Source organism: Streptosporangium sp. NPDC000095 (assembly GCF_042899335.1).
GTDB lineage: Bacteria > Actinomycetota > Actinomycetes > Streptosporangiales > Streptosporangiaceae > Streptosporangium.
In genome coordinates, this window is the sequence record NZ_JBIAZS010000001.1 from 194856 (window position 1) to 207465 (window position 12610).

Sequence of the window (12610 nt, forward strand, 5' to 3'; positions counted from 1 at the left end):
GTGCGATGCTCGCGGCACTGACGGGCCTTGGACTCTCCACGGCGGCCGGGCTCAACGCCTACATCCCGCTGCTGGTGGTCGGCCTGCTCGCCAACTTCACCGACCAGGTACGGCTGCCGCAGGAGTTCGCCTGGCTGTCCAACGGCTGGGTGCTGGGGATCATCGGCGTGCTGCTCCTGGCGGAGTTCGTGCTCGACAAGGTCCCGGTGGTCGACAGCGTCAACGACATGATCCAGACCGTCGTCCGCCCCGCCTCCGGCGGCGTGGTCTTCAGCGCCACCGAGGCCGCGGCCCGGCTGGACGGCTCGACCTGGATGAGCCACAACCCCTGGCTCAGCTGGGTCCTGGGGATCGCGATCGCCCTGGCCGTGCACACCATGAAGGCGGTCACCAGGCCCGTGGTGAACACCACCACGGCCGGGGTGGGCGCCCCCGTGGCCAGCACGGTCGAGGACGCCGGATCACTGGGCATCGCCCTGGTGGCGATCTTCCTACCGGTCCTGGTCATCGTGATGGTGGCGGGACTGGCGCTGTTCGCCTGGTGGGCGACCCGCAGGATACGACGACGGCGGCGAGTGGCCGTCCCGAGCCCACGATGAGACCGCGTCCGCGCGCCCGCGCGAGGATCGCGGCGCGGGCTATGCTCGAAACATCCCGTCCAGTCCCCGCAGGGAGGTGGCTCCGATCGGCGATTTCCTCATCGTCCTGATGGTGATCCTGCTGTTCTTCCTTCTCCTGGGAGCGGCCGGGATCTACCTGCTGGTCAAGATCGGCAAGAAGGCCACGAAGAAGGCCAGGACCGTCTCCACCAGGGTCGCCAGTCACGTGGCGGCGATGGGCACCGGCGACGCCGCGGAGACCGAGCGGATGCGCCTCGACCTGCGACGCGAGGTCTCTCTCACCCGCCAGGCCGTCGACCACGCGCTGCGCGACGGCTGGGGCCTGGGCGACCTGCCCCACCTCGTGGCCGAGATCGCGGTGCACGCCGAGCAGCTCGACGCCCAGCTCGCCCACTACGCCCAGGAGCGCCGGGTCTCGCCCTACATCGACCACACGGCGCTGGACCGCCTGCGCGAGCACCACGCCAAGCTCACCACCTCCTGCGCCAGGATCAGGGCCGACCTGCGCAACGACCAGATGGCGCACTCGGCCGGGAGCATCGACGCGATCCAGGGCCGCACCGACCTGGAGATCGAGGCGCGCCGCCGCGCCCCCGACCCCCTGGAACAGATCGACGAGCTCTACAACCGCACGATGGTCAACCGCGCCCACCCCGACGACTCCCGCTGAGCAGTCCCCTCACTGTGGTCCCTTCGCGAAGGGACCACAGCCGGGCAGACCATCGGCGAAAACCGTCGGCGGCCCCTGGAGGTCGCCGCGTCTCGAACACCCCACACACCAGACACGGTGAGTGTCAGGATGACTCCGTCAGGTAATGTTTCCGGATGTCACCGAAGGAGGTTCTCTGATGGCAGCCGTTTTCCCCGAGTGGTTCTACCCGGGGCCGGCAGGCGGGTGGACCGCCGACATGCTCGATCATCTCCCCCCCGGTGCGCCCCGGCATGTCGAACTGATCGACGGGTCGCTCATCATGATGTCTCCGCAGACCACTTTTCACATGCTCATGCTCAGACTTCTCGAAAGAGAGCTCACGCCTCCTAGCGATCTCGCCGTCGTCCGTGAGATGACCGTGACCCTGGGGATGAGGCAGCGACCCGAGCCCGACATCATGGTGGTGGCGAGTTCCGCCCTGACCAGCCTGAGAACGACCTCGTTCAAGCCCGAGGACGTGCACCTGGTGGTCGAGGTGGTCTCCCCCGAGTCGCTGGAGCGAGACCGCACCACCAAGCCGATCAAATACTCCGGCGCCGGGATCAGGCACCTCTGGCGCGTGGAGCAGGAGGACGACAAACCCGTCGTCTACACCTTCGAGCTGGAACCCTCCGTCAAGGCCTACGTCCCGACGGGCATTCACCGGGGGCGGTTGAAGACGGACATCGGCTTCGACGTCGACATCGATCTCGACCTCGGAAAGTTCATCGGTGCCTGACACGCTCTCGGCGGTCAAAGCCGAGAGCCTCCGCGCCGGGCATGTGTGACGAGGTCAGCTCCCCACGAGGTCGTCGTAGGTGGCTCCGGCGTTGATGCGGGCCCGCATGGCCTGGGCCTGGGCGGTGGTGGGCAGGAAGCCTTCGAGCAGGGCGGGGAGACCGACGCGCCAACCGAGCAGGGCCGCGGGCGACTGCCGGTGCCCGGCGCGGATCACCGAGACGCCGACCCTGATCGCGTGCTCGTTGCCGGGCGGGACGTTCGGGCGGTCGGTCTCGACTGCCGAGTAGCGGAAACCGTCGGCGAGGTCACAGGGCGGGCAGCCCAGCGGCCCCCTGCCCAGCCGGGCCCCGCAGTCGGGGCAGACCAGCCGGTCGAGGGCGGCGTCGACGACCCGCCAGTCGTGCCGGTCGGGCTCTTCGGCGACCATCTCGGCGATCGCCGACTCCTCCTCGGCGGACAGCCCGACCTCACCGGGCACTCCCGCCGCATCGGATCCGGTGGGCCGGCCTGATCGGCCATGTCTCGCGGACGGCCTGGCCTCGCCAGGCTCGGCGGACGGCTCGGCCGCACCGAACCGCTCTCGCAGGAACCTCCGCCAGCCGTCCTCGACGATCCGGTCGACCAACGCCGCGCATCGGGCACAGTCGGGCGCCCCGCCGTACTCCCAGCAGCCGCAGTCGTCGCATCGTCGCATCAGGCGACCGTATCCGGCCGCGCCCGTGACGGGCGAGCCGTTTTCACTCCGGCCCCGCCCCTCCCTGAACGCTTCGCTTTTCGCTCCTCCGCCTGGCCTCCCGGCCCGGCCGCACCGTCCACCGAACGCTTCTCGCTCCCCGGGTGATCCCCGGAGTCCTCACATGGTTTCCGGAATCTCCGCGTGGTCCCCGGTCCCCCGTCGCCCTCGGCCGCCGGTCGCCCCCACGGCATATCGGATCACCCCGAAAGCGACCGGGTCAGGAGACTCCCGCCTCGCGCATGTCGCGCACCTCGCGCTTGAGCTCCTTGATCTCGTCGCGGAGCCGGGCGGCGACCTCGAACTGCAGGTCGGTGGCGGCCTGGTGCATCTGCTCGGTGAGCGACTCCATCAGCGCCTCCAGCTGAGCCCTGGGCATCTCTCCGGCGATCGCCCTGGCGTGCTGGCCGGCCTGCTTGACCGCGAAGCCCGGGACGGGGGCCTTGCCGCGCGACTGCTGACGGCCGCTGCCGCCGAGGAGCTGGGCGGTGTCGGCGTCCTCGCGGTTGAGCGAGTCGAGGATGTCGGCGATCTTCTTGCGGAGCGGCTGCGGGTCGATGCCGTTGGCCTCGTTGTAGGCGATCTGCTTGGCCCGGCGGCGGTTGGTCTCGTCGATCGCCCGCTCCATGGAGGGGGTGACCCGGTCGGCGTACATGTGCACCTGGCCGGAGACGTTTCTGGCCGCGCGGCCGATGGTCTGGATCAGGGAGGTCTCCGAGCGCAGGAAGCCCTCCTTGTCGGCGTCGAGGATGGCCACCAGCGAGACCTCGGGCAGGTCGAGGCCCTCGCGGAGCAGGTTGATGCCGACCAGCACGTCGAACTCGCCCATCCGCAGCTCGCGCAGCAGCTCGATGCGGCGCAGGGTGTCGACCTCGCTGTGCAGGTAGCGGACCCGGATGCCGAGCTCCAGCAGGTAGTCGGTGAGGTCTTCCGACATCTTCTTGGTCAGCGTGGTGACCAGGACCCGCTCGTCCTTCTCCGTGCGGGTGCGGATCTCGTGGACCAAGTCGTCGATCTGCGACTTGGTCGGCTTCACGATCACCTCGGGGTCGATCAGCCCGGTCGGCCGGATGACCTGCTCGACCACGTCGCCCTTGGAACGGCCCAGCTCATAGGAGCCCGGCGTGGCCGACAGGTAGACCGTCTGGCCGATCCGCTCCAGGAACTCCTCCCACTTCAGCGGGCGGTTGTCCATCGCGGAGGGCAGGCGGAAGCCGTGGTCGACGAGCGTGCGCTTACGGGAGGCGTCTCCCTCGTACATCGCGCCGATCTGCGGGACGGTCTGGTGGGACTCGTCCAGGACCAGCATGAAGTCTTCGGGGAAGTAGTCGAGCAGGGTGTTGGGTGCGCTGCCCGGGGTGCGCCCGTCCATGTGGCGCGAGTAGTTCTCGATGCCGGAGCAGGTGCCGATCTGGCGCATCATCTCCAGGTCGTAGGTGGTGCGCATGCGCAGCCGCTGGGCCTCCAGGAGCTTGCCCTGGCGCTCCATCGTCTCCAGGGTCTCGGCGAGCTCGGCCTCGATGCCCCGGATCGCGCTCTCCATCCGCTCGGCGCCCGCGACGTAGTGGGAGGCGGGGAAGATGTAGAGCTCGGTGTCCTCGGTGATCACCTCGCCGGTGAGCGGGTGCATGGTCGCGAGCTTCTCGATCTCGTCGCCGAACATCTCGATCCGGACGGCGAGCTCCTCGTACTTGGGGATGATCTCGACGGTGTCGCCGCGCACCCGGAAGGTGCCCCGGGTGAAGGCCATGTCGTTGCGGGTGTACTGCATGTCGACCAGGCGGCGCAGCAGGGTGTCGCGGTCGATCTCCTGGCCGACCTTGAGCCTCACCATGCGGTCGACGTACTCCTGCGGGGTGCCCAGGCCGTAGATGCAGGAGACGGAGGCCACCACGACCGTGTCGCGGCGGGTCAGCAGCGAGTTGGTCGCCGAGTGGCGCAGCCGCTCGACCTCCTCGTTGATCGAGGAGTCCTTCTCGATGTAGGTGTCGCTCTGCGGGACGTACGCCTCGGGCTGGTAGTAGTCGTAGTAGGAGACGAAGTATTCGACCGCGTTGTTGGGCATCATCTCGCGCAGCTCGTTGGCGAACTGGGCGGCGAGCGTCTTGTTGGGCTGGATGACCAGGGTGGGCCGCTGGAGGCGCTCGATCAGCCAGGCGACGGTGGCGGTCTTGCCCGTGCCCGTGGCACCCAGCAGGACGTTGTCCCTGTCACCGGCCTTGACGCGCCGTTCGAGCTCGGCGATCGCGGCGGGCTGATCGCCCGAGGGGGTCATGTCGGTGACGACCTCGAAGGGTGCCACCTTGCGCTGCAAATCTGTTACCGGCCTCACCTGTCCCACTGTAGGCGGCGTGACCGACAATTCTTCCTCACAGGTCCACGTACGAGTGGGCAGGTGTCAACCGCGTGGCAAGCGATCCGCAAGTCGGATCCCCTTTACTGTCCCGCGTGCCAACGATCACAAAGCGTGATATATCGAGCTCTCGACGTATCCCGAACCTGGAGGTGTGATGTCCCGCCCAAGAGAAGCCATGCAGTACGCGAGAGCCGCGGCGCAAGCCATAGGACAGGGGGGCGACGTACGCCAGATGGTCGGGCAGGCCGTGGGGCAGTACGCCGGGCAGGTGGCCGAGCAGGTCACCGGACAGGGGCAGGCCAGGGGCACCAGGTCCGCCGGTGACGGGAGCTTCTCCCTCGACCCCTCCGACTTCATGGCCGCCCGTGATCAGGGTTCCTCCATGGGCACGATCATCGAGGCCCGCAGCGCCGCCCTCAACGAGGCCGGGGAGATCGTCAACCAGAGCTTCAGCGGCAGGGGCCCCGCCGGGGAGCCGGTCCACGTCATCTCCCCCGTGGTCATCCCCAAGAGCACCACCGCCAGGGTGGTCGTCCCGCTCGTCGTGCTGGCCGGGCTCGGACTGGTCGGGCTCGTCGCCACCGGGCTGCCCGACGCCTTCCGCGTGCTGTTCGGCCCGCACTACTGGGCCGTGCTGGTGCTCGCCGCGGCGTTCCTGTGGTGGCGCAGGAGCGTGGTCATGGTGCCCGAGGGGTGCAAGGCTCTGATCACGAAGTTCGGCAAGCTCGTGACCATCGCCGAGCCCGGCCGGGTGACGCTGTTCAACCCGTGGAAGCGGGTCAGCTACATCGTCAACACCACCCGCGAGTATCCCTTCAACGCCCCCATCCGCGAGGCTCCCACCCAGCAGGGCGTCAAGGCGAGCGTCGACCTGTTCCTGCAGTTCCGGATCGAGAACCCCGCCGAGTTCATCTTCGTGCTCGGCTCGGTGAGCGGTTTCCAGGCCAAGCTGCAGAACGCCGTCAGCGAGGTCACCCGCTCCCTCATCTACGCCCAGCGCGCCGAGGAGATCTACGACCTGGTGGGCGAGAGCACCATGGGCATGCTGGACAACCTCAACCAGCAGTTCATGCCCGCCGTGCGGCTCACCGACGTCAACATCACGCACGCCGAGCCCTCCAGCCAGGAGTACCGGATGGACCTCGCCGCCCCCGAGATGATCAGGGTGGCGAAGGAGGCGTACACCTACGAGTACGAGCTGCAGCTGCGCAAGGAGCAGAACGAGGGCGACCTGATCAGGGAGCTCGCCGGGCTGCAGGAGCAGCTGTCGGCCATCCACGCCGAGATCGCCGGGCACCAGGCCAGGATCGACACCGCGTTGGAGCGTGCCTCCCACCAGGCCAAGGCCCAGGGCGGCCAGCGGCTGGTGGAGGCGGAGTCCATCGCGAAGGCGAACGCGGCGCTGCTGGAGGCCCAGGCGCTGGACATCCGCTCGCTCAGCGCCGCCGAGGCGCCGGAGATCCTCGACTACCGCTTCCAGCAGGACCTGCTCGACAAGCTGGAGTCCGTCGCCTCGCACCTGCCCCGCCTGGTGCAGGTCGGCGACACCGTCGACATCGACCTGCTCACCCTCGCCAGGCAGCTGGTCGGCAACCCCGAGGCCCAGCTGTTCTCCCAGGCGGACATGGCCGCGATCAGGGCACGGATGATCGAGATCGGCGACCGTGTCGAGAGGCGCGGGGCGGAGATCAGCTCCCTTCTCAACCCGCCCGCCGACACCACCGTCCCCATTCCCGTCCCCGTCGCGGGACGCGTCGCGCAGGAAGATGAGGTCTGATGAGCGGCAGAGAGTTCTCCAAGATCAAGGAATCCCTCGCCTCCTGGTCGGAGATCCGCCAGCTGCTGCGCGGCGGCGAGTCCGGCCAGCTGGTCCCCGTGGTGATCCCCAAGGACCGCCGCGGCTTCGCCTGGGTGACGCTCCTTTTCTTCTCCCTGTACCTCGCCGGTACGGCGGCGTTCGCCGGAGGGGCACTCTCCTTCCTGGCCGCGATCGGAGCGGTGTTCTCGCTGATCGCGGCGCTGGTGTGGCTGTGGCGCCGGGCGATCATCGAGATCGAGGAGGGCACCACGGGCGTGCGCAGCCGGTGGGGCGCCATCGTCGGCACGCTGCCCCCCGGGCGCCACTACCTGTGGCTGCCGTGGGACCGGGTGGACGCGGTGGTCGACACCTCCACCGAGATCCCCTACTCCGCGCCGATCGTGGCCTGCCCGACGGCGGAGAACGTCCCGCTCAAGTCGATCGAGTTCTTCCTGAAGTTCCGCATCGTCGACCCGGTGGCCTTCGTCCGTACGATCGGCGCCGGCAACTTCGACCTGGTGCTCAGCAGCGCCGTACAGGACGCCATCCGCCAGCGCAGCCGCCGGGTGAACACCGAGCGCGCCTACGACCTGCGCGGCTCCGACGTCGGCGACATGCAGGAGCTCCTCACCCGCCAGCTCGGCCGGTACGGCGTGCGCATCACCGGCGCCAACATCCCCGACGTGCAGCTGCCCGACCAGTACCAGCAGCACCTCGCCACCCGCGAGAAGGTCGCCAAGGAGCTGTCGGCGTTCGAGCGCGAGTGGGAGCTCACCCGCAAGCGCAGGATCGACACCCTGCTGATGGAGATCGAACGTTCCAAAAAGACGCGGGACGCGCGTATCGTCGAGGTCAGAGCAGCCGCCAACACCGCGCGTAAGGACGTCGCCCGCATGCTGGAGGAGCACGAGACCGAGGCGCAGCGGGTGCGCTGGGAGATCGAGGCGAAGGGCCGGGCCGAGCTCACCTCCGCCGAGAACGAGGCGAAGGGGCTGCGCAGGCTCGCCGACTCCTACCGCGACAACCGCGCGGTGCTCCAGTACGAGCTGGCCCGCCGCAGGCTCGACGTGGGCGCCAAACTCGCCGACAGCGCCCCGCGTCCCGTCGTCGTCCGCACCTCCGGCGCCTCCGGCGACCCCTCCATCCTGTCCACCATGCTTCTGGCCCAGATCCTGCCCGAGTTGAGCAGCGGCAACGGCCAGACCAAGCCACAGAGTCAAACCCCCTGATGAGAAATTCTCCAGACCCCAGGAGTCCAGATGGTGTTCCGTAAGCTGATGGCCGCGTTCGGCGCCGGTGTCGAGGTCGACACCGTGCTGCAGAACTCGCACGTGCGGCCCGGCGAGGTCCTGCGCGGGCAGGTCAACTTCCGCGGAGGCGGCTCCGACTACAAGGTGGAGGGCATATTCATCGACTTCACCGCCGTGGTCGAGGTCGAGAGCGGCGACAACGAGTACAAGTCGACGTACAGCTTCCTGCGCCAGCAGATCACCGGGCCGTTCCACCTCGCCGCGGGCGCCCCGCAGTCGGCCCCCTTCCAGATCCAGGTCCCCTGGGAGACCCCGATCAGCGCCGTCGGCGGCCACCCGCTGCACGGTATGAAGCTCGGCGTCTCCACCGAGCTCGCCCTCGCCGGCGCGCTCGACAAGGGTGACCTCGACCCGCTGTTCGTCAACCCGCTGCCCGCCCAGGACCACCTGCTCGGCGCGCTGGACCGGATGGGCTTCCGCTTCAAGAAGGCCGACCTGGAGCGGGGCACCCTGCACGGCTCGCGGATGCCGTTCTTCCAGGAGATCGAGTACTACGCGGGCGGCGAGTACCACCGCCACTTCAACGAGCTTGAGCTCACCTTCATCTCCGGCCCCCAGTCGATGGACGTCATCCTGGAGGCCGACAAGCGCGGCGGCTTCCTGTCCTCCAGCCACGACACCTACAGCCGCTTCACCGTCCACTACAACGACCACCCCGGCCAGGTCGAGCAGTCGCTGCGCGCCGGCCTGCAGGCCATGGCCCAGCGGCGCGGCTGGTTCTAGCCTCCCTCGCGCACGTGCGGGTGTGCCCCGGTCCGCCGGGGCACACCCGTTTCGCGTGTTCGTACGGAACGCGTGGGGGCGCTTCGTACGCAGCGCGGGAAGCGCCGAGCCGCGACGTCGTCCCACCTGGCGTAGGGTTCCCGCCAAAGACCGGCCGACGGCCGGAACGGGAACGAAGGGCGGTCGGGTGGGCGCGGGTGACGGCGACGAGACGGTGGCCGCCGCACGGGCGGGCGACGAGTCCGCGTTCACCGCGCTCGTCGAGCGTCACCGGGGTGAGCTGCGCGTGCACTGCTACCGGATGCTGGGCTCGTTCGACGAGGCGGAGGACCTGGTGCAGGAGACATTCCTGCGCGCCTGGAAGAGCCTCGGCGGTTTCGAGGGGCGCTCGACGCTCCGGACCTGGCTGTACCGGATCGCGACGAACGCGTGCCTCGACGCCCTCGACGGCCGGGCCCACCGGGTGCTCCCCCGCCACCTGGCCGGGCCCTCGGATCCGAGCGCCGCACTCTCGCCCCCGGCCGACATCGCGTGGCTGCAACCGTACCCCGACCGGCTCTGGGAGCCGGTCGCGCCCAGCGAGGCCGAGCCTGACTCCGTGGCCGTCACCCGGGAGACGATCGAGCTGGCGTTCCTCGCCGCGCTCCAGCACCTGCCGCCCCGGCAGCGGGCGGCGCTGATCCTGCGCGACGTGCTCGGCTGGCCCGCCAAGCGGGTCGCGGCGCTGCTGGAGGGCAGCGTGGCCTCGGTGAACAGCGCGCTGCAGCGGGCCAGGGCGACGCTCAAGGAGCATCTGCCGGAACGCCGCCTGGACTGGGCGCCGTCGGCCGAGCCGACCGAGCGGGAGCGGGCGGTGCTGCGGCGCTACATGGACGCGATGGAACGCGCCGACCTCGTCGCGATCGCCGACCTGCTCGCCGAGGACGTACGGACGGAGATGCCGCCGTGGCCCACGTGGTTCAGGGGTCGTGACGCGGTCGTGGCGGCACTGGCGGCGAGCTGGGACGCAGGCTCGCCCGAATACGTGGGCCGGTTCCGGATGCTCCCCGTCCGGGCCAACCGGCAACCGGCCGTGGCGGCCTACGTACGAGGGCTCGGCGAGCCCGCCCACCGCGCTTTCGGGATCTCCGTGCTGCGGATCGAGGACGACCGGATCGCGGAGATCGTCGCCTTCCACGACCCCGGCCTGTTCGCGACGTTCGCCCTGCCCACGACGCTCTCTCCAGAACACCGATGAGTTTTCGCGCGATCCCCCGTCTCAGGACAGGTCACCCAAAACCGATCCTGACGGAGGCACCTCATGGGCAAGACGCTGTATTCGGTCACCATGTCGCTGGACGGCTTCATCGCCGGTCCTGGCGGTGACATGTCCTGGCTGACCGAGCACCTCGGCCCCAACCCAACGGTCGACAGGCTCATCGGTGAGATCGGCGCGCTTCTCGTCGGCAACCGCACCTTCGGCGGCGACGACCCTCACAAGGGTACGGACAGCGAGGGCAAGGCGTTCGGCGGAGGGTGGAGCGGACCGCAGTTCGTGCTCACCCATCACATCCCGGACATGCCGGTACCGGGGATCACCTTCGTCGACGACCTCGGCGGTGGCGTCACCGCGGCCAAGGCCGCCGCGGGTGAGAAGTACGTCAACATCCTCGGCGCCGACATCGCCCGGCAGTGCCTTGAAGCGGGGCTGCTCGACGAGATCCTCGTGTTCGTGGCGCCCGTCCTGCTGGGCGACGGTGTCCGGCTGTTCGACCACCCGGGCGGGACCAACATCAGGCTGGAACGTATCGAGCTGACCCACGTGCCGCACGCGACGAGCATCCGGTTCCGCGTCGTCGGCTGAGCCGTTTCCGGCTCACAAGCTCGAAGAGCGCGTCGGGCGCCTACTTCGCGGGCAGCACGCCACGGGGATCGAGCTTGGCGCTGTCGGCCATGACATTGGTTTCTCATCGCATGTTTGTCAGTTTGGTTTGACATCCTGGATATGTCAAACCAAACTGACAAACATGCCTGTGAATCATCCGTCACCCGCATTGACGTCCGATGACCCAGCGAAGGGCCTTCGGGCAGTGCTGGCACTGCGACGGCTCGCCGAGCGGTTAGAGGCCAATCAGGTGGCCGCCGCCCGTCGCGCGGGCTGGTCCTGGCAGCAGATCGGGGACGCTTTGGGCGTCACCCGCCAATCCATCCACACCAAGTACGGAAAGTGAGGCAGCGGTGGTGAGACTGAAGCCGCCGTTCGGCATGGGCCAGGTATACCTGGACGCCAACACCGAGGCCCTGCGCAGAGGTGACCGCAAGGTCAGCACCGAGCACGTGCTCCTGGCGCTGCTGATCGACTCTGATTCGAACACCGCCCATGCGCTGGGAGTGAGCCTGGACGCCGCCCGCGAAGCACTGGAGCGCCTGGACCAGGACGCGTTGGAGTCGATGGGAATCGAGGCGACGTCTCCAGGGCCGGTCTTCCCCGGCCGCGAACGTGATCGCCTCCCGCTGACTCCGGCGGCCAAGGCGGTCTTCACCGGCCTGGGAAAACAGGCGGGCCGGGAGCGGATCGGCATCCATCACGTGCTGCTCGGCCTGCTGTCCCACAAACACCCTGACCCGGCGGCCGTGCTGCTGGACACACTCAGCGTGGATCGCACCGTGGTCCGCACCCGGCTGGGAAAGGGCTGAGACCTGATGAGTGATGCCAAGACAGTTTCCTACGATACCGGCAAGGTCATCTCCGGGGACGGCACCATCATCGGCTACCGCCGGTTCGGGGCAGGGCCAGGAGTCGTGCTGATGCACGGTTCGATGATGGCCTGCCACAACTTCATGCGGCTGGGCGCGACGCTCAGCGGCGACTTCACCGTCTACCTGCCCGATCGCCGTGGCCGGGGAATGAGCGGCCCGTACGGCCCCGACTTCACGCTGCGGCACGCCGCAGAGGATGTGCAGGCCCTGATGGAGCAGACCGGGGCGCGCAATGTCTTCGGACTCAGCGCCGGCGCGATCCCGGTCCTGCGGTGGGCGCTGACCTGTCCCGAGGAATACAAGATCGCTCTGTACGAGCCGCCGCTGCCGGTCGGCGACCACTCGCCGGTGGCGTGGCTGCCCCGCTACGAGCGGGAAATGGCACGGGGACGGACCGCGGCCGCGCTGGTGACCGTCGCCAAGGGCACCAACGACGACTCGCGCGTGATCAGGATGCTGCCCCGAGCCGTCCTGGTGCCGCTCATGGGCCTGGGGATGCGCGCTCAAGCCCGGCAGGCCGACGGCGACGTCCCCCTCAAGGACCTCGTCCCCACCATGCAGCAGGAGGCCCGCCTCGTTCTCGACGCGGCCGATCTGATCTCGTCGTCCACCACCGTACGAGCCGAGGTCCTTCTACTCGGTGGTAGCAGAAGCGCACGCCCTTTCAAGGATGCGCTCACCGCGCTGCACACCGTGATCCCGCATGCCCTCCGGGTGGAATTGCCCCATCTGGGCCACCTGGCCGCGGACAACGGTGGGCACCCCGACCGCGTCGCCCACGCCTTGGCCGACTTTTTCACCAACGACCACATGCCGCCACGGAGCCGATGACGCGCCGGCGCAGTAGCGATTTCCCAGGTCTCTTCCAAAAGAATTCACACGCTCCACAGTGACGAACA

At 68.8% G+C, this 12610-nt stretch carries 13 protein-coding genes; 11 read left to right on the forward strand and 2 right to left on the reverse strand.

The annotated features are described in order from the left end of the window. The first annotated feature begins 5 nt into the window (after nt 1-5). The 3 genes from ACFY3V_RS00745 to ACFY3V_RS00755 all read left to right on the forward strand — a co-directional run bounded on the left by ACFY3V_RS00745 (nt 6) and on the right by ACFY3V_RS00755 (nt 2050). Nucleotides 6-599, forward strand: coding sequence for a DUF4126 domain-containing protein (locus tag ACFY3V_RS00745; RefSeq protein ID WP_362895192.1), 594 nt, complete (start codon nt 6-8; stop codon nt 597-599). 76 nt (nt 600-675) lie between these two features. After that, nucleotides 676-1290: a hypothetical protein gene (locus tag ACFY3V_RS00750; RefSeq protein ID WP_362895194.1), complete on the forward strand. Its 615-nt coding sequence runs from the start codon at nt 676-678 to the stop codon at nt 1288-1290. A 178-nt stretch (nt 1291-1468) separates the two neighbouring features. Then, nucleotides 1469-2050 carry a Uma2 family endonuclease gene (locus tag ACFY3V_RS00755; protein WP_362895196.1) on the forward strand — a complete coding sequence of 194 codons (582 nt, stop codon included), beginning with the start codon at nt 1469-1471 and terminating at the stop codon, nt 2048-2050. A 54-nt stretch (nt 2051-2104) separates the two neighbouring features. Here the strand turns inward: ACFY3V_RS00755 and ACFY3V_RS00760 are convergent, their stop codons facing one another. After that, entirely contained in the window at nt 2105-2746 is a 642-nt protein-coding gene (locus ACFY3V_RS00760; RefSeq protein WP_362895198.1) for a hypothetical protein, read from the reverse strand. 259 nt (nt 2747-3005) lie between these two features. Then, entirely contained in the window at nt 3006-5117 is a 2112-nt protein-coding gene (gene uvrB, locus ACFY3V_RS00765; protein WP_362895200.1) for an excinuclease ABC subunit UvrB, read from the reverse strand. A gap of 199 nt (nt 5118-5316) precedes the next feature. On the opposite strand from uvrB, the gene ACFY3V_RS00770 reads away from it, so the two are divergent. The 8 genes from ACFY3V_RS00770 to ACFY3V_RS00805 all read left to right on the forward strand — a co-directional run bounded on the left by ACFY3V_RS00770 (nt 5317) and on the right by ACFY3V_RS00805 (nt 12542). Then, the gene (locus tag ACFY3V_RS00770) at nt 5317-6918 is read left to right on the forward strand and encodes an SPFH domain-containing protein (RefSeq protein WP_389768677.1); all 1602 of its coding nucleotides are present in this window, start codon (nt 5317-5319) and stop codon (nt 6916-6918) included. After that, entirely contained in the window at nt 6918-8168 is a 1251-nt protein-coding gene (locus ACFY3V_RS00775) for an SPFH domain-containing protein (RefSeq protein ID WP_362895204.1), read from the forward strand. The genes ACFY3V_RS00770 and ACFY3V_RS00775 overlap by 1 nt, the downstream gene beginning before the upstream one ends. Before the next feature lie 30 nt (nt 8169-8198). Further along, nucleotides 8199-8972, forward strand: coding sequence for a sporulation protein (locus ACFY3V_RS00780; protein ID WP_362506650.1), 774 nt, complete (start codon nt 8199-8201; stop codon nt 8970-8972). Between the two features lie 55 nt (nt 8973-9027). Then, a complete protein-coding gene (locus tag ACFY3V_RS00785) occupies nt 9028-10209 on the forward strand; it encodes a sigma-70 family RNA polymerase sigma factor (protein ID WP_362895206.1) in 1182 nt (393 codons plus the stop codon). A 63-nt stretch (nt 10210-10272) separates the two neighbouring features. Further along, a complete protein-coding gene (locus tag ACFY3V_RS00790; RefSeq protein ID WP_362895208.1) occupies nt 10273-10815 on the forward strand; it encodes a dihydrofolate reductase family protein in 543 nt (180 codons plus the stop codon). Nucleotides 10816-10978: 163 nt separating this feature from the next. Beyond that, complete coding sequence (locus ACFY3V_RS00795; RefSeq protein ID WP_362895210.1) at nt 10979-11182, forward strand: hypothetical protein; 204 nt, start codon at nt 10979-10981, stop codon at nt 11180-11182. A gap of 7 nt (nt 11183-11189) precedes the next feature. Then, nucleotides 11190-11648, forward strand: coding sequence for a Clp protease N-terminal domain-containing protein (locus ACFY3V_RS00800; RefSeq protein ID WP_362895212.1), 459 nt, complete (start codon nt 11190-11192; stop codon nt 11646-11648). Nucleotides 11649-11654: 6 nt separating this feature from the next. Further along, complete coding sequence (locus ACFY3V_RS00805) at nt 11655-12542, forward strand: alpha/beta fold hydrolase (protein ID WP_389768684.1); 888 nt, start codon at nt 11655-11657, stop codon at nt 12540-12542. Nucleotides 12543-12610: the final 68 nt, after the last annotated feature.